The organism is Paraburkholderia sp. JHI2823, assembly GCF_038900695.1.
Taxonomy (GTDB): Bacteria; Pseudomonadota; Gammaproteobacteria; order Burkholderiales; family Burkholderiaceae; genus Paraburkholderia; species Paraburkholderia mimosarum.
In genome coordinates this window covers 33,443-49,692 of the sequence record NZ_JAYMRY010000041.1, presented here as the reverse complement: position 1 = coordinate 49,692, position 16,250 = coordinate 33,443, and the positions used below count along the sequence as shown (strand labels likewise).

At 60.8% G+C, this 16,250-nt stretch carries 16 protein-coding genes; 8 read left to right on the top strand and 8 right to left on the bottom strand.

The window, feature by feature from the left end:
• Positions 1–145 precede the first annotated feature (145 nt).
• The 6 genes from VSR34_RS30820 (at position 146) to arsN2 (ending at position 3,897) form a co-directional block, all read left to right on the top strand.
• The gene (locus tag VSR34_RS30820) at positions 146–469 is read left to right on the top strand and encodes a metalloregulator ArsR/SmtB family transcription factor (RefSeq protein WP_028214565.1); all 324 of its coding nucleotides are present in this window, start codon (positions 146–148) and stop codon (positions 467–469) included.
• Positions 470–481: 12 nt separating this feature from the next.
• Complete coding sequence (locus tag VSR34_RS30815) at positions 482–958, top strand: ArsI/CadI family heavy metal resistance metalloenzyme (protein WP_028214566.1); 477 nt, start codon at positions 482–484, stop codon at positions 956–958.
• 23 nt (positions 959–981) lie between these two features.
• On the top strand, positions 982–1,476 hold the full coding sequence (locus VSR34_RS30810; protein ID WP_342964395.1) for an arsenate reductase ArsC: 495 nt from the start codon (positions 982–984) through the stop codon (positions 1,474–1,476).
• Between the two features lie 22 nt (positions 1,477–1,498).
• A complete protein-coding gene (arsB, locus tag VSR34_RS30805; protein WP_342964394.1) occupies positions 1,499–2,569 on the top strand; it encodes an ACR3 family arsenite efflux transporter in 1,071 nt (356 codons plus the stop codon).
• Positions 2,570–2,599: 30 nt separating this feature from the next.
• On the top strand, positions 2,600–3,322 hold the full coding sequence (gene arsH / locus VSR34_RS30800) for an arsenical resistance protein ArsH (RefSeq protein WP_342964393.1): 723 nt from the start codon (positions 2,600–2,602) through the stop codon (positions 3,320–3,322).
• Positions 3,323–3,447: 125 nt separating this feature from the next.
• Positions 3,448–3,897, top strand: coding sequence for an arsenic resistance N-acetyltransferase ArsN2 (gene arsN2 / locus VSR34_RS30795; protein WP_342964392.1), 450 nt, complete (start codon positions 3,448–3,450; stop codon positions 3,895–3,897).
• A gap of 36 nt (positions 3,898–3,933) precedes the next feature.
• Here arsN2 and VSR34_RS30790 read toward each other — a convergent pair whose 3' ends face one another.
• Positions 3,934–4,296, bottom strand: coding sequence for a helix-turn-helix domain-containing protein (locus VSR34_RS30790; protein WP_342964391.1), 363 nt, complete (start codon positions 4,294–4,296; stop codon positions 3,934–3,936).
• An 89-nt stretch (positions 4,297–4,385) separates the two neighbouring features.
• On the opposite strand from VSR34_RS30790, the gene VSR34_RS30785 reads away from it, so the two are divergent.
• Positions 4,386–4,712, top strand: coding sequence for a nuclear transport factor 2 family protein (locus VSR34_RS30785; RefSeq protein WP_342964390.1), 327 nt, complete (start codon positions 4,386–4,388; stop codon positions 4,710–4,712).
• A gap of 346 nt (positions 4,713–5,058) precedes the next feature.
• Here VSR34_RS30785 and VSR34_RS30780 read toward each other — a convergent pair whose 3' ends face one another.
• Entirely contained in the window at positions 5,059–5,316 is a 258-nt protein-coding gene (locus tag VSR34_RS30780; protein ID WP_028214573.1) for a DUF4242 domain-containing protein, read from the bottom strand.
• Positions 5,317–5,373: 57 nt separating this feature from the next.
• The gene (locus VSR34_RS30775) at positions 5,374–8,997 is read right to left on the bottom strand and encodes an AAA family ATPase (protein WP_342964389.1); all 3,624 of its coding nucleotides are present in this window, start codon (positions 8,995–8,997) and stop codon (positions 5,374–5,376) included.
• A 1,130-nt stretch (positions 8,998–10,127) separates the two neighbouring features.
• On the opposite strand from VSR34_RS30775, the gene VSR34_RS30770 reads away from it, so the two are divergent.
• Positions 10,128–11,723 carry an alpha-L-fucosidase gene (locus tag VSR34_RS30770; protein WP_342964388.1) on the top strand — a complete coding sequence of 532 codons (1,596 nt, stop codon included), beginning with the start codon at positions 10,128–10,130 and terminating at the stop codon, positions 11,721–11,723.
• A 240-nt stretch (positions 11,724–11,963) separates the two neighbouring features.
• Here the strand turns inward: VSR34_RS30770 and VSR34_RS30765 are convergent, their stop codons facing one another.
• The 5 genes from VSR34_RS30765 to VSR34_RS30745 form a co-directional block, all read right to left on the bottom strand.
• Positions 11,964–13,274 (bottom strand): tryptophan leader peptide, encoded by a 1,311-nt coding sequence (locus VSR34_RS30765; RefSeq protein WP_342964387.1) that lies wholly within the window; start codon positions 13,272–13,274, stop codon positions 11,964–11,966.
• A 114-nt stretch (positions 13,275–13,388) separates the two neighbouring features.
• Positions 13,389–14,156, bottom strand: a complete 768-nt coding sequence (locus VSR34_RS30760; protein WP_028214876.1) for a ParA family protein — start codon at positions 14,154–14,156, stop codon at positions 13,389–13,391.
• Positions 14,157–14,688: 532 nt separating this feature from the next.
• Entirely contained in the window at positions 14,689–15,228 is a 540-nt protein-coding gene (locus tag VSR34_RS30755) for a type II secretion system protein (RefSeq protein WP_042291731.1), read from the bottom strand.
• A gap of 83 nt (positions 15,229–15,311) precedes the next feature.
• A complete protein-coding gene (locus tag VSR34_RS30750) occupies positions 15,312–15,701 on the bottom strand; it encodes a prepilin-type N-terminal cleavage/methylation domain-containing protein (protein ID WP_342964386.1) in 390 nt (129 codons plus the stop codon).
• A gap of 9 nt (positions 15,702–15,710) precedes the next feature.
• Complete coding sequence (locus tag VSR34_RS30745) at positions 15,711–16,238, bottom strand: type II secretion system protein (protein WP_342964402.1); 528 nt, start codon at positions 16,236–16,238, stop codon at positions 15,711–15,713.
• Positions 16,239–16,250: the final 12 nt, after the last annotated feature.

Sequence of the window (16,250 nt, the reverse complement as noted above, 5' to 3'; positions counted from 1 at the left end):
CTGCGCTGACCGGCTCTCGTCGACCCTGAACTGCCCTTCGACCCGCCGTCTCGGCCGGGTCCGCTCGCCAAATGATAGCCGTCATTGCCCCGGTGAACTGCCGCAGCGGCTTGCTTCCGGGCAATATTTCGAATATATTGGAAATATGGAAGATAAAGACGTTATACGCGCCCTTGCGGCGCTCGCCCACGAACTGCGCCTGCGTGTGTTCCGCATGCTGGTCGTCGCTGGTCCGACTGGCTTGACGCCAGGCGCCATGGCGGAACAGCTCGATGTTCCCAATGCGACGCTCTCCTTTCACCTGAAGGAGCTGATGCACGCGGGGCTCGTCACGCAGGAGCGCGACGGGCGCAGCCTGATCTATCGGGCCGCCTATGACCAGATGAACGCGGTCCTGGGTTTCCTGACCGAAAACTGCTGTCAGGGACAGCCTTGCCTCGAACCTGGCGCGGCCCCATGCAAATGCTGACGGAGAACGACCATGAAGCGGTTTCACATCCACGTCCACGTTGACGACCTCGCAGCCAGTGTCACGTTCTATTCGAAGCTGTTCTCCGCGGAACCGGCGCGCGTCGAGGCGGACTACGCGAAATGGATGCTGGACGATCCACGTGTGAACTTTGCGATTTCAACGCGCGGCACGAAGGTCGGTGTGGACCACCTCGGCTTCCAGGTGGACGACGCGGCAGAGCTTGCCGAACTCGCAAAGCGAGCCGAGGCCGCGGACATGGCCTTGCTAGATCAGGGCGAAACCACTTGCTGCTATGCGCGCAGCGACAAGCACTGGGTTCTCGATCCGCAGGGTATCGCGTGGGAACACTTCCATACGCTGGACAGCGCTCCGGTATATGGCGAGCGCAGGCAGGCATCGCCGTTGGCGGGGGCAACGTCCTGCTGTGCCCCGAGCGGCAAACCCCTTTGCATCCCTGTTAAACCTGCCGGTTCGGCCTGCTGCTGATCACGCTGCCCACAGATAACACCATGACCACAAACGTACTCATCCTCTGCACGCACAATTCCGCGCGCAGTGTGCTTTCTGAAGGCATGCTGAACCACTGGGCGAAGAAGCTCGGCAAGGACGTCAACGCGTACAGCGCGGGCAGCGCCCCGAGCGGTCGCATCAATCCATTCGCGCTCGAAGCGCTGACGAACGCCGGGATTGATACGGAAGGCTATCGCAGCAAGAGCTGGGATGAATTCGCGCAGGACGGTGCACCCGAGATGCGCATCGTCATCACGGTCTGCGACAGCGCTGCGGCCGAACAGTGCCCGTTCTGGCCGGGCAGCCCTGTCAAGGTTCACTGGGGCTACGCCGATCCGTCGAACGCGCCGGGCGGCGATGAAGGCAAACGGCACGCATTCGAACTCACGCGCGAAGCGATCGGCTACCGCATGCTGCAACTGCTCGCGCTCCCGCTCGAAAGACTGGACAACGCCCAACTGCAGCAGGCGCTAAACGACATCCTTCAGAGCTGAATCCTCTCCATCGAGTCACCCCATGAACACCCCCAATGTTGCCGCTTCGGGGAAGTCGGCCGCGAAACCGGCCATCAGCTTCTTTGAGCGATACCTGACCGTCTGGGTCGCGCTGTGCATCGTCGCCGGAATTCTGCTTGGGCAAGTCCTGCCTGGTCTGTTCCAGGCGATCGGCCGGTTGGAATATGCGCACGTCAATCTGCCGGTCGGCCTGCTGATCTGGGTGATGATTATCCCGATGCTCGTCAAGGTCGATTTCGGCTCGCTGCATGAGGTGCGCCAACACGTCAAGGGTATCGGCGTCACGCTCATCGTGAACTGGCTGATCAAACCATTCTCGATGGCATTGCTCGCATGGCTCTTCATCAAGCACTTGTTCGCGCCGATGCTGCCTGCCGAGCAACTCGACAGCTACGTGGCAGGCCTGATTCTGCTTGCCGCCGCGCCCTGCACGGCGATGGTCTTTGTGTGGAGCCGGCTGACCGGTGGCGATCCGCTGTTCACGCTTTCCCAGGTCGCGCTGAATGACAGCATCATGGTGGTCGCTTTTGCGCCGCTCGTCGGCATGCTCCTCGGCATTTCCGCGATCACGGTCCCGTGGGCGACACTGCTCACCTCGGTGGTGTTGTACATCGTGATTCCAGTCATCCTCGCGCAGATCCTGCGCAAGGCGCTGCTAGCCAAGGGGCAAGCGGCGTTTGATACGGCGATGGCCAGGATCGGCCCATGGTCCATCACCGCGTTGCTGGCGACTCTGGTGCTGCTGTTCGCGTTCCAGGGCGAGGCCATCCTGAAGCAGCCGCTCGTCATCGTGCTGCTGGCTGTACCGATTCTGATCCAGGTATTCTTCAACTCGGCACTTGCGTACGGCCTCAATCGCGCGGTTGGTGAAAAGCACAACATTGCGTGTCCGTCTGCGCTGATTGGCGCGTCGAACTTCTTCGAACTGGCTGTCGCCACGGCAATCGGCCTGTTCGGATTCAACTCAGGGGCCGCGCTCGCGACGGTCGTGGGCGTGCTGATCGAGGTGCCGGTCATGCTGCTCGTGGTGCGCATCGTCAACCGCTCAAAGGACTGGTACGAGTGCGCCTGAGGAATACAGAAACGATCACAGAGGGCAAAAGTGTCCGATCTCACTAATGACCTCCCGCAGGTCGACCCCGCGCTGTTTCGCGTGCCCGACATCAATCGCCTGCAACCTGCAAAGGCGTCGACCCATCCGCCGCGCATTCTCCTGCTCTATGGTTCGCTGCGGGAGCGCTCGTTCAGTCGCCTGCTGACCGAAGAAGCGGCGCGCTTGCTCACGGCGATGGGTGCCGAAGTGCGCACGTTCAATCCGAGCGGTCTGCCATTGCCGGACGACGCGCCGGACAGCCACCCCAAGGTGGCCGAACTGCGCGAGTTGGTGCGGTGGTCGGAAGGCATGGTCTGGTGCTCGCCGGAGCGGCACGGCGCAATGACAGGCATCATGAAGGCGCAAATCGACTGGATTCCGCTTTCGGTCGGGGCGGTGCGGCCGACGCAGGGCAAGACCCTCGCCGTGATGCAGGTCAGCGGCGGCTCGCAGTCGTTTAACGCTGTCAACCAGATGCGCGTGCTTGGACGATGGATGCGCATGCTGACCATCCCCAACCAGTCGTCGGTTGCCAAGGCCTTCATGGAGTTCGACGAAGCCGGCCGCATGAAACCTTCAGCGTATTTCGACCGCGTCGTTGACGTGATGGAGGAACTGGTCAAGTTCACGCTGCTGACGCGCGACATCGGTCCGTACCTCGTAGACCGGTACAGCGAACGCAAGGAGAGCGCAGAGGAGTTGATGAAGCGCGTGAATCAATCGTCCATCTGACGCGATGGTTTCCAGTCGCAGTTCGCGCCAGGTGTCGCTTAACCCACGGGTATCCGCCGAATGCTTCGCGTCTGCCCGAAATGCTTTTGGCCTCTGAGTTCCACTGGTACACCAGGACCTGCACCATGCATCTCCGATCCGCAACTGTACACGACCTCGCCTCGATCGAGACGTTACTCGAAGCCAATGATCTGCCTACGGATGGCGTTGCTCAGCACTTGACCAATTTCATTGTCGGAGTGGGACCGTCAGGGATCATCGCGTGCGGCGGCGTCGAATTTTACGTTGACTTCGCCCTCATGCGTTCGATTGTGGTTGCGAGGGACTGCCGTGGTGCAGGTCTTGGCAAAACCATCGTTGCCCGTTTGTTGGCGGAATGCCGGATGCGGTCAGTTCGATCGGTGGTGTTGCTAACTACCACGGCTGAGCACTTTTTTTCGGCACAAGGCTTTGTACCCATTGGGCGCGAGGAAGTGCCGCGCCCACTGCTGGCATCCAGTCAGTTCCAGGGCATATGCCCAGCGTCAGCTACCACGATGATAAAGGTGCTCAAGGTCGGCGAGATAGACCATTGACCTTGCGCTCAGCGTCTGGTTCTGCGCGAACATGAGTCACTTGAAACAGGACATGCAGCGCGGTACGGATTCTTCACGGCGCTCCGCCCATTTCAGGATCGCGTCCAGTGCCGGGCACAGCGCCTGCCCCCAATCGGTCAGGCGGTAGTCCACCTTCGGCGGCACCTGGTGATAGACCGTGCGCGTCACAATGCCGTCCTCTTCGAGGCGGCGTAGCTGCTGGGCAAGCATCTTCTGCGTGATGCCTGGGATCAGCCTCTCGAGGTCCGAAAAGCGTCGCACCTGACCACCGAAAAGGTGAAACAGGATGACCAGCTTCCAACGTCCTTCCAGCAGCTTGAATGCGGCTTCGACGTCGATCGCAGCGGTCGTGGGAGTGTAGGCTTTTCGGTTGGGCACGGCTTACTTACTTTTTAGTGCGTTCTTGCGATGTGGTAACTATAGCGCCATCATTGGGACATGCAAACGTGACGTTCCGGAGAAGCCCGATGAACATGGCCCTGCCCCCGCCACTGGATGTCTATCTGAACGCGGAAGCCACCAGCGACACCGCTCCTCTCGCGAACTGCTTCGCTGCCGATGCCGTCGTGCGCGACGAGGGCCGCACTATCGAGGGGCTCGAAGCCATCCAGGCCTGGAAGAAAGACGCCAAAGCCAGGTATCAATACAACGTCGAGCCGTTGGACCTGTCCCAGGATGGCGCCGCCGTGACGATGCGCGCCAGGCTCACCGGCGCCTTCCCCAGTAGCCCGGTCGAGCTGACCTACACGTTTGTCCTGGCCGGCGGCAAGATCGCGTCTCTGGAGATTCACTGATGAGCGCCGCACTCGAACTTCAGGGCCTTCGGGCGCTTGTCACAGGCGGGACCAAAGGAGTCGGTAAAGCCGTTGTCGCGCACCTTTGCGAAGCCGGCGCGAACGACCTTGCGACGGCACGTTCGCGTCCCGATACCTTTCCGAAGAAAGGTTCATCGGTGCGGACCTTCCCCCCGGCGACAGGCTAAGGGCCGCTTACGGGGCACACTGGGCATCGTCATACGCGCCTCTGGAACCGGCGATATGGTCCAGGCTTCTTCTTCCACCTTTCGGCGTCATGTCCCCAATGCGTCAATCCTTTCGTTGCATCGCGTCGACCATAAGTCGATACAATGTGCCCCGTCCTCTAGCTAAACATTTCCGGCCGCAAGTCGCTTACCTCGATGATTACGTCGGCTGGAAGATTCGCGCGGCGTGCAGCGGCGCGGATGGCGTCGGCGTTGGGCGCCTCATACAGACAATAAGTCTTCTTCTTGTCCGCACTGAGAAACGAAAAGAGCCACTCGACGCCCTCCTCGTCGTTGATTCTCTTCACAGTCGCAGCACTTTCACCCGTGACCTCAAGTTGTTCTGCAAAGTTACGTTCAATCATAAAACGTGGCATGAGATTCTCCTTGAGTAGTGACCGCAGGTCTCACGTCGAACTGTGGGATAGCCGGTGCTAATTTCTGGGCTCCGCTCTTGTCTGCGCGCCACCAATGCGTTCGACGAGCGCGAACATCTGGAGTTTATTGGCTGCGGTGGCCGCCATCGAGAGCAGATCTCGCGCTCGTGCTCTATCTTCGATGCCATTGCGCGCTGCCAGCATGAGCGCGTATTCGTGCCGGTCGTGCGCAAGCCAGGGCCAGGCCCGCAAGCGCTCATCCATCCGCAGCGCGTACTCGAAGTGCAGTTCGGCGGCTGACCAGTCGCCGAGAGTATGGGCCAGCATGCCAAGAAACCGTGCCACAGAACCGCAGCAGAGCGTAAAGACTGGAACCGTGACGACCTGATCCCGGAACGGCAGGAGCAGTGCATAAATCCGTTCGGCATGTTCGACATCCCGCAGGCGGGCAGCAACCTCCGCCAGATATGTCAACGTGACAAGCCGCTTGCTGTCCACGGGGAGGGCGAATTCCGATTCCGCAAGCCGATCGAGATTGTCGCGGGCCTGCGCCTCGAAGCCGAGATCACTGCAGATCAACATGAATCCTGGCCGCCACGTAGCGTCCTCGGAATGCTCATCGACAAACCGCTTGAAGATCGGCGCTACGCCGGCGAGCCGGCCCTGTTCGCGGCGTATCGTGAACATCTGCATGCCGTAAACACCCGTTGCCAGATTCGCGTCGGCGTTCTGCGCCATCCGCAACAGGTCGCGCGCCTTGTACTCTGCCTCGACGAAGTCACCGACAAGTATGGCCCGCATAGCCTGCGCCCCCGTCACACACCACTTATCGACGAAGTGCTGTCCACTCTCGGCAATCTGCCGATACCGTTCCAGCGCGCTCTCGAAACGGTCCACCTCGCCGATCTCCAGGTAGCCGGCAAGACATCGGGCGCATGCATGCCCGATGGTGTGCGCATCGCCGAGAATCTCCGCTATCTGCCTCAACTCCAGCAACACGCTTTCACGTTCCGGAAACCTGTTCGCAGGCAAGGGGAGAGCCCCGACATGCATCAACTCGCACGCTAACGCATCGAACAGGCTCGGCAGATCGTTCAGGCGTCTGGCGAGGGCGACAGCCTCCAGGGCAAATTCACTTCTTTGTTCGCTTGCACCGGTCATATGAACGGTGCGGACGAGGCGACTCAACAGGCGGCAACGCTCGACCGACTCCTCGGTGCCGATCAGGACGAGCGCCTCTTCCAGCAACGAAAGCGATGCATCGCCGGAGCCTTCGAGGAATGTCTCCGCGGTGTCGAACTCCAACGCTGCCTGCACGAGATACGAGGTGAGCTTCCTTTCGCGGGCAATTCGCGCCGCTTCGCGGAAGGTAGCGATAGCCTCGCGTTGGGCCAGTCTGAGCTCGGCCCTGCCTCTTGTCAGCAACAGAGGCAGCAGGTAAGCGGCACGATCCGGCTCGCTGTAGGAGCATCGGTTGACCATCTCAAGTCCGCGCCGCGCATGAGCGATAGCCTCATCGTACGCAGCACCCGCAAGCGCCCGTTCCCCGGCACGCTGCCAATAGCAGATTGATCGATCCGGCAGGTCGGCTGCGGCGAAGTTCTGAGCGATCAATTCGGGTTGCCGCTCGACAATGTCCGGATAATGCTCCTCAAGAGCAGCGGCGATCAGCGCGTGGAAGGAGCGGCGGCGCGCAAGCAGCAGGGATTGGTAGGCAATCTCCTGGATCAATGCGTGCCGGAATAAAAAGGCGTCACCCTCAGCGAGTTTGCCTGAAGCAGGAACAATGATTTCCGCTGCAATCAGGCGGTCGAGCGATTCACGCAGTTCGTTCTCTGACCTGGACACAATCAGGCCAAGCAGCTTTCTGCCGAACTCACGTCCCACTGTAGCCGCGACCTGAGCGGTTTCCTTGACGGCTGGCTCCAGCCGGTCGAGCCTCGACAGCAGCGAGCCCTGCAGCGTGTCCGGTATCGCCATTACCTGCGGCGTGCTTTTCAACTCGTAGCTGGCGCCGGCATCCTGCAACAGGTCGCCCTGGAGAACGGCCTTGGTCAGTTCCTCGACAAAAAGCGGTACGCCGTCCGTCTTGGAGACGATCTGATCGAGTATGAGATCCGGCAGCCGCTTGCCACCCGTCAGCCGCTCGATCATCGCAATGCAATCGCTGCGTGATAGCCGATCGAGATCGAGCTTTGCGAGGTGGGGGTAAGTCCATCCCGGGGCGAACTCGGGCCGCGCCGTGATAAGTACCATCAGCCGTGCGGACACCAGCCGTTCAACCACGAGCCGTACGAACTCGAGGGATGACGGATCGATCCAGTGCGCGTCTTCGACAACGACAAGTACCGGCTGAACGCGCGTCGACGTTTCGAGCACGGCCACCAGCACGTCCAGCACCCGGCGCTTGAAGGATGGAGAGGATGTGTCGACTGCCGAATAGCGCGCGCCTGTCGGAACTCCGAGCAAGGTCGTAAGGACCAGAAGCGTCTCGTCGGCATCGAGTCCGAGTCTGGCGATTCCGGTCTCTATCCGCTCCCTATGAGACGCATCTGACGCGTCCGGGCCGACGCCAAAAGTGCGCTGTAGCCAGCGTTGTACCGGCCAAAAAGGGCTATTGCGATAGTACGCGGAACAGTGAAGCGAAACGATCGCATGGGTGTCTTCAGCGATGCTGTCGCAGAGCGCCCGCAGCACGCGTGATTTGCCAATTCCCGGCTCGCCGGTCAACAGTACGCAGCGCATCTCGCCTTCGATGCTCTGCTCCCAGCGCCGCTTGATCATGTCGAGTTCCGCAGCCCGGCCGACGAGTGGCGTCATCCCGTGGAGTGCCCTTATTTCGAAGCGGTCGATCGTATCCGCTTGCGCCAGCACTCGTTGGACCCGGACTGCACCGGCGACCCCTTTCAGTTCTCGCCAGCCAAGGTCTTCGAGCTTGAATGACCCTTCGATAAGGTGTTGCGCGGCCGGACCCACGATGATGGCGTCGGGCGGAGCGAGCGACTGCAGCCTTGCGGCGATGATTGGCACCTCTCCGACGACTGCCTGGTGATCCAGCGAAGATCCGGCGCCAATCGTGCCGACGACGACGAGTCCCGTTTCGATCCCGATACGCACATGCAGACGCACGCCGTACTCGCTTACGATGAGATCGTTGGCCTCGCGAAGCGCCGCTATGGCGGCGAGCGCGGCGAGTACCGCACGTATGGCATCGTCTTCGTGCGCATTCGGATAGCCGAAATAGACCTGCAGGCCGTCGCCGATATAAAGCGCGATATGACCTTCATGAGCTTCGATCGCGCACGCACAGGCTTGATGGTAGACCCCGAACAGACGTCGCATCTCCTCTGGATCGAATCGCTCCGCTAGCCCTGTCGAATCGATGAGGTCGACGAACATCACTGTAATTTGCCGCCTCTCGGCCTCGATGGCTCCGGGTCCAGGCGACGATGGTGAGTCTCCGCGTTCCGCCACCCGTTCAAGCGAATGTGCGTGGACTTCGTTCAGCGCTGCAAGTCCTTTTGCGAGCCGCTTGCGGTCGCCAAGCGTAAGGCCGAGTTCCTTCAGGTCGCCCGCAGAAAGTTCGCCGAGCACATCCCAGTCGATCCCTTGCGAAGTGAAGTTCGCAGCGTGCGCGCCGAGGCCAATCTGCGCTAACCATGTCGTCAGATCGTCGGTCATTGCTGGATCTCTGGAGTACCCTTCCAACATCATCACGCTTCGGCGCAGCCACTCAAGCGTCGGTTCGTTTTTTTGACACCGGACCTTGTTAAGTAGGTGCGGTGAACATTGCGCCGACTGGTGACCCTGCAGAGTCCGGATCCTCAGCTTAATTGATCGCTGAGGAGTCGCCCCCTCCAGCCGGCCGCGAGTTGCTCGGTCATTCTCGGTCTATTCGGACGGGTGCAGTCCGCGACCGACTTCCTGCTCGCGTAGATCAACGGGCTCAGGTTTGAATGGGGAGCATTAACCTGGCGGAGTTCGGTCAGCCCGTGAATTGATTCGCGCGTCGCGCTGATCAGATTCGGCGCGGCGCGGATGCCCTCCAAAGGCGCGCGGAATCAAGTCGGCATCTCGCACGTATCCCTTAGCCATTAAAAAGCATAGTGCTCCGACGCAATTGCCGGAAGGAACTTCCGGTTGACAACAACACTGGCAAACGACCGACTACCAGCCGAATGAACCCGACCAGTCGGCAGCCGCTCCTTTTCTAGTCAAATTGAAAAAAGGGGTACGTCCAACTGGAGACTGGACCGGCAACACGCCTTAGAGCGTCCGGCACAGCCTCAAATTTTCATTTGAATGCCGGATTATTGGGTTGCAAGCGATGGACGTATCGCACGCCGACAGTTGCTAAGTGAAGGAGACATTGCACCGCCACCGGACATTCGCGGTAACGACTACGATCATTTAACGTTCGGAAACAGCAGATATGGCAACTCGCCACGATCGGCCTGGCTGCTGTTGCGACGGATGACGATTCTCATATTCACTGGGTGATCGCTTATTCATCGAGATGAGGTCGGTAGACCATGGGTACTCAGTTCTGCAGCGACGGCCTTTATGTCGGCAGATGCCTTCGAGGCCCGATGGGGTGATCTGGACCGCGCTGCAGACAACGGCAATCCGTACCCCCACGAGAATCTCACCTACTTGCTCAATCAGGCGACGCGAGAGGTAGCACAGTTGGCACCGGTGCTGGAATAACTTGGCGCACCGACGGCATAGACGCGCCACTTTCCCGTGCTGCCAGGCGATGTCGAACGAACAGAATTTCGCTACGCTACTAAATGATTTTAACGGGGTGTCCCATGCCTTTCTCTCGTCGCACTTTCCTCAGTCTGCCTCTCCTTGCAAGTGCCACGTCATACGCCTGGGCCGACGTCCTCCAGGCATCTGCTGCCCCACAGCCGTTTGGCGCCGAGCCAAAGAATGGCAAGACGCATGCCGAAATCACTGATGCCAACGCCCAGCAAGGCGCCATCGGTATCGTCGACGAGCCCGAGGTCAAGTCCGTTCCACACACGGCGGCCGCTGGCGCGCAATGGTTCCCACAGGCGGGTTTCGGCCTGTTCATTCATTGGGGTTTGAGTAGCGTCTTCGACACACGGGGCAAGAGGGTTGGGGATCTTTCCTGGGCCATGATGGTCGGGGTCTGGAAGAACAAGACGATCACCGATCCCAAGGAGCAGGAACGAATCGTCCGTGAAGCGGACTGGAATTTCGATGGCAAGCCACCGGCAATCACACCCAACCAGTATTGGGCCGCGGCCAAAGACTTCGATCCGCAGAACTACGACCCCGACAAGTGGATCGCTGCAGCCAGGGCCGCGGGTTTCACCTATGCCGTGCTGACCACCCGCCACCATGAGGGCTTTGCCCTCTGGCCGAGCGCCTACGGCGACTTCAGCACGAAGAATTTCATGCACGGGCGCGATCTCGTGAAACCGTTCGTCGAGGCCTGCCGCAAGTATGGACTCAAAGTCGGTCTCTACTACTCGCCGCCGAACTGGTATTTCGACCGCGACTACATGAACTTCATGGACTACGGCACGGCAAAAATGAATCCCTGGCTTCCCGAGCTCGATCCTGACCTCAAACCGCGCACAGAGCAAAAGACGCAGGAGAAGGCGAAGCATCTGGCGGCGTATAACGCCATGATCAAGGGGCAGGTGGAGGAGCTCCTGACCCGCTACGGCAAGATCGATCTGCTCTGGTTCGACGGCGCCATTCCGGCGCCGGCGGAGGGGGCACCGCGCCTGACTCAGGCGCGTGTCCGCGAGCTTCAGCCCGACATCGTGCTGTCACCGCGCTATTTCCACGATGGCGACTACGTCACCTTTGAAGGCCCCGCGCTCGAGACGCGTGAGGTCGCGCGCGACTACTGGGCCGAGTGGTGTACGACGTGGACCCAGGGGTGGGCCTACAACGATGCCCCGTTCTATGCCAACGGCTTTGTGCTGGGCAACCTTGCGCTCGCTCGGTCGCTCAACATCAATTACCTGCTCGATGTTGGCCCGGACGCGCACGGCGAACTCCATCCGAACGCCTACAAAGACATGGCGGTGGTCGCGGACTGGATGAAGGTGAACGACGCGGCGGTGCGCGCCGGCGCGCTACCCAGGCATGAAAAGGCGTCCGTTCCCGCCACTGCAACGAACGGCGTGCGATTCCTCTTCGCCATTCCCGAGTTCAAAAAAACGGAGCGTGCGTTGGACGCCGACCTGATCGCGCCCACCGACAAAAGCCTAACGCTGGAGGGACTCGCCGCTATGCCGAAGGCTGTTTTCCTTCTGGGCGATGGGAAGCCGCTGAAGAGCGAGTTCAAGGACGGAAAACTCGCCGTGGAACTCCCCGCTTCGCGCCGGACTACGCTGCCTGACGTTGTGGAAGTGGAGCTGGACTAATCCGGCGGGATTTTGGCTGCTCTCGAGCGTCAACGGGTACGGCGGTCACGCGCGATTGACGATGATCTACCCCGCGACGCTGACTGACCGTTTGCGGCGCTTCCCGCCAACCCGGTCCCCAACACGGCATCGAATCGTTTTTCGACGTCTGCCGCGCAACAAAGAGGCGTGCAAGGTCCGTCGCAGCACTTTGGTCACACAGTCGCCAAACTGCGAGCCGCACTGACTCCGGCGCACGGCTCAAGCCGGCAGTTGCCCGGGCGAGCCCTCCAGAATCCGAAGCTTCTCGGTCATATCCGGAAAATCGTGACCTGCCGCGCGAAGCTCATTCACGAGCCGATGCGCGCCTGCCTTGCAATGCGCAAGCGTTTCATGCAAGCGGGGCTCGGCTTGCAGCCCGGTCACCGCCTTCTCGAGTTCAGGTGGAGATTCGCTCAGCAGTGCGGGAACGACTTCCTCCGGTGGTATCAGGGAGCCATGACTCAATAGTTGAGCGGTCCAGTCGCATCCGTACAGGAGCGCACGTCGTTCGGCCCGTTGCGCTTCGTCGCGGTCGAGTGCGTCGAGACTGTGCCGGCTCTTCTGGATCTCGGAGCGCCACGTCGCGAGGATGTCGGCACGCAGCGCGGCTATCGCGTCGCCGAGCGCCGCGTTCTGTCCGCCTGCTACCAGCCGGCGTTCATCGAGTCTATCGACATGGTCCCGATAGCTTTCGAGGTACGCCAGCCAGTTCAACGGCAGTTCCTGCTGCTGGAAGAACGCGTGCCTCACCTCATTGAGTTCGGCGCGAATATCCTGAAGCGCCTGATTGTCTGCAACACGGGCTTCGTGAACATCGTGGGCCGTCACCATCTGTCGATGCAGCGGGAACAGTGGATTGCTGTGGCGCCGCTGCAAATGTCGCTCGGCCGCGCCCGGCCGGCTGCTCCATTTCCAGTTGGGCAGCGATTTCGCGTCGAATTCGACCGCCGCTATCATCGGCCGGAAAACCGACAAGGCTTCGTCCGTGGCGTGGCGAAAGCAGTCTGCCAGCTTGAAGTCGTTGCCTTGCAGGGACGTCTGCGCATTCCCCGCGAAAGGCGAGTCGGGGCTGAGCCTGAGCGTGCCGGTCGCCAGAAAGAATTCCGTCGGCAACTCCACCGCAAGGCCTTCCTGCATGAAGACGCGTTGTTCAGCGGCAATGGCCTCGACGGAATGCGCCACGCGGTTTTCCAGATCGAGCAGCGCATCGATAGCGTCTCCCGACGACGGCTGCGCCGCATCGGCGAGCAGGCAGAAACTTTCGCGTGCCATCCTCGCCGCGATGGTGCCGTGCTTCTCGGCAAACAGCCAGAACCAGAGCGCAAGCTGGTAGCCCTTGACCCCGTTTTGTGCCGTCGCTTCGACGTCGGGTGCAAACGCAATGCCCGGCGCGGCCCAACTCGCGAACGGCGTTGCGGCCGCACCCTGGTACATGCTCAGGAGTTGCCGCAACGATTCATGCGTGTCGGTGGGCCAGTTGTGCGCCGTCTCCTCCTGACGCTTCTCCGTCTTCCAGAACCTCCAGTCCATTCTGTACCTCGCAAGAGAGCAAGAGTCGTCGTGCCACACGGTGCGAGGAATACTTGCACACTCCGCCGAGGGCGTAAACCGGTGTTGTCCTTCGCTGCCCTCGGTGCAGTTGCCTCAAGCCCCGCTCAGTTCCTGATGGAGCGCGATGAACTCGCGCGTGAGCTTGTGCCCCGGATCGAGGTGAACGACGGGCTTCGCCTGCTGATGGGATTCGCGAATCTTTACCGAAGACGACAGCCGCGACGACAGCACCGGCAATCCCTCATCGACGAGTTCGTCGACGAGCTTTTGAGGCAGGCTCGCGCGCGGCTGGAACTGGTTGATGACGATTCCTTCAACCGTGAGATCGGCATTGTGATCCTGCTGAATCTCCTTCACGTTCTCGAGCAGCGTATAGAGCGCACGGCGCGAGAAGTCATCGCAGTCGAATGGAATCAGGCAGCGCTCCACCGCGATCAGCGCAGAGCGCGTGTAGAAGTTCAGCGCTGGCGGCGTGTCGATGTAAATCGCATCGTACATGTCGAGCTCTTTGAGCGCGTCCCGCAGCTTGTAGATCTTGTAGCGCGACTCGAGCTTGCCATGCAGCGTGTCGAGGTCGGGATGCGCGGGCATCACATCCAGATTCTCGAAAGGTGTCGAATGAATGAACGACGCGACCTCGATCGGCCTGAAGCTGAACGTCAACGCCGTCTCGAAGAAGTCCGCGACGTTGGGCTTCGCATCCACCGACGCACTGCCCAACAGGTACTGGCTCGAATTTGCCTGGGCGTCGAGGTCGATGACCAGCGTACGCCGGCCCTCGTTCGCGCTGATTGCTGCGAGATTACAAACGATTGTTGACTTGCCTACTCCGCCCTTCTGATTAAAAACGACACGCCGCATGTCTTCGCTCCCCTGTTTCGCGGTAGTCCGGTGATGTTGATGGGACTCAGCATACCTGATGTAGAGGCCGGAATATTATCCGAACGGGGCGACGACGCTGCGGCGAGGCGATTCCCTGGCAATCCTTATGATTTACGGTGCGACCACACGACTCGGCGAGCGTTCGCTGCCAAGCGGCGTTTGGCTCAATTTCCGGTTACGCTGGCCGGTCTACTTTCCCTGTCCTGGCTGGTTATATCCGGTGCCGTCGCATGCATAACTCGCGGTAGCCGGAAGCGCCAGAACAAGCGATACAGCCAACAGGGCTGCGAAAAAACGCCGAACTTTCATTTGTCGCCTCCAAGGGGTCGATAAAACGCGTGACGCGTGTAAACCCGAACCACGCACACACACGTGCCCCACTAAGGATAGGTCGAGTCACTTACAGAGGGATTTCGTGCGATTACGCCCCGATGAAGATTGCGCGCGCGAATTCGTCCGTCTAATAGGGTCGTGACGTCAAATGGTGCAAGGTCGAATCCCTGCCGGCGCGTCAGCGCGAGCCGGGCACGCGCTGCCCCGGGAGAAACCCGCCATCGAAGCCGGAGAGCGCAGGAAAGCTGGTTGCTTTCCCGGGCGCGGCAAGGCCGCCGGCGTTGCTCTGCGTGGTTCGCAAACCCGGCGCCAAAAAGACAAACTTCCACCCATCGTATGTCTCCGCCCCCTCGAAGTCCTCGTATTGCCGCGGAAAGCCCGCGCGCTTGATCGTGGCCTCCTGCGAGCGGCTGAAGACACCGTAGAGACGATCACCCTGCAGCATGGGCTCCCAGTCGTTCTTGCCCGTGATCGGATCGGGATAAGCAAAACGCAGATGATGAAAAGGCTTGGGAAAGCGCGTGTCGTTGACCAGCTCATCGACCGATGCGGGATAAGCCCGGCCGATCCGGTAGTACCGCAGAATCGCCAACCGGTATTGATTGCCGGCGAACAGCAATTGCTTCTCCTGTTCGCGGCGGCGTTGCAGCGACCACACGTCGAGCGCGCCGGCCAACGCGATCGACATCAGCATCAGCGCAATCAACAGCGCCAGCAACACGAGCCCGCGCTCGCGCTGGCCGCGCCGCCTCGCACGCGCTTTCGCGAGCCCGGCTGCGCGCGAGGAACGAGCCGCGCGGTTCATTTGGCGGCCCCCTCCGTGCGCGGTGGCGCCCCCTGAGGACTGCTCGCGGGCGCCACGTCGTAGACGCCCGGCTTGTTTTCGTCCGGCGAAGCGATCACCGCCCATTTGTCGTCGCCGTTGACCGGATCGATGGGAACGGCGCGCAGGTAATGCTTCGCCACCAGTTCGTCGAGCGTCTCGGGATATTGACCGTTGTCCCCGTAGTACTGGTCGATTGCATTGCGCATCACCGCGACATTCTGCCGGCGGACCTGCTCCTTGCCGCGCTCGATGCTGTGCATATAGCGCGGCACGGCGATCGTCAGAAGCAGGCCGATGATGGCCATCACGACAACGAGTTCGATCAGCGTGAAGCCGCCGGTCTTGTGCGTGTGAGCGGGTTTCATGACGCGCCGTCACCATTGTCTGTACGGGATACCGTTGATGCCGACGCGATCGGATTTCGACGACACGTCGAACACATCTTTTCCGGCCTGTTCGCCGTTCATGACGGGCTCGCCACCCGCCGCCTGATCCGGCGGCTCTCCATAGGCCCGCACGTTCCACGTATCCTCCGCGAGCGTGTCCGGGTCGCCGTTAAAAAAGGGATCGCGCGGCACGTGACGCAGGAACATCAGCAGGCCGCCTTTCGGATCTCTGGCGTTCTTCACGCCCGTCACGAGCACGGCCAGGCTCGGCGGATAACCGGACGCTTCCGCATCCTTGTCGATGAGACCGGTATCGCTCGCCTCCTTGTAGGCGTCGAGCGCGGTACGGATCTCGCGCAACGCATCGCTCAGTTGCTGCTCCTTCTGTCGCTGCACCATCAGTTCGGAAAACGGCATGATCGCGAGCGCGAGTATGCCCACGAGCGCGAGCGTGATCACCAGCTCGATCAGCGTGAATCCACGCTGATCGAGCCGGCGTGTGCCGCGCAGGCGCATCGCGCACGTTCC

Coding starts and splice junctions, on each gene's coding strand:
- VSR34_RS30745 (WP_342964402.1), bottom strand. CDS start 16,238: ATGCGCCTGCGCGGCACACGCCGGCTCGATCAGCGTGGATTCACGCTG.
- VSR34_RS30810 (WP_342964395.1), top strand. CDS start 982: ATGACCACAAACGTACTCATCCTCTGCACGCACAATTCCGCGCGCAGT.
- VSR34_RS30820 (WP_028214565.1), top strand. CDS start 146: ATGGAAGATAAAGACGTTATACGCGCCCTTGCGGCGCTCGCCCACGAA.
- VSR34_RS30750 (WP_342964386.1), bottom strand. CDS start 15,701: ATGAAACCCGCTCACACGCACAAGACCGGCGGCTTCACGCTGATCGAA.
- VSR34_RS30760 (WP_028214876.1), bottom strand. CDS start 14,156: ATGCGGCGTGTCGTTTTTAATCAGAAGGGCGGAGTAGGCAAGTCAACA.
- arsB (WP_342964394.1), top strand. CDS start 1,499: ATGAACACCCCCAATGTTGCCGCTTCGGGGAAGTCGGCCGCGAAACCG.
- arsN2 (WP_342964392.1), top strand. CDS start 3,448: ATGCATCTCCGATCCGCAACTGTACACGACCTCGCCTCGATCGAGACG.
- VSR34_RS30770 (WP_342964388.1), top strand. CDS start 10,128: ATGCCTTTCTCTCGTCGCACTTTCCTCAGTCTGCCTCTCCTTGCAAGT.
- VSR34_RS30780 (WP_028214573.1), bottom strand. CDS start 5,316: ATGCCACGTTTTATGATTGAACGTAACTTTGCAGAACAACTTGAGGTC.
- VSR34_RS30815 (WP_028214566.1), top strand. CDS start 482: ATGAAGCGGTTTCACATCCACGTCCACGTTGACGACCTCGCAGCCAGT.
- VSR34_RS30785 (WP_342964390.1), top strand. CDS start 4,386: ATGAACATGGCCCTGCCCCCGCCACTGGATGTCTATCTGAACGCGGAA.
- VSR34_RS30765 (WP_342964387.1), bottom strand. CDS start 13,274: ATGGACTGGAGGTTCTGGAAGACGGAGAAGCGTCAGGAGGAGACGGCG.
- VSR34_RS30775 (WP_342964389.1), bottom strand. CDS start 8,997: ATGACCGACGATCTGACGACATGGTTAGCGCAGATTGGCCTCGGCGCG.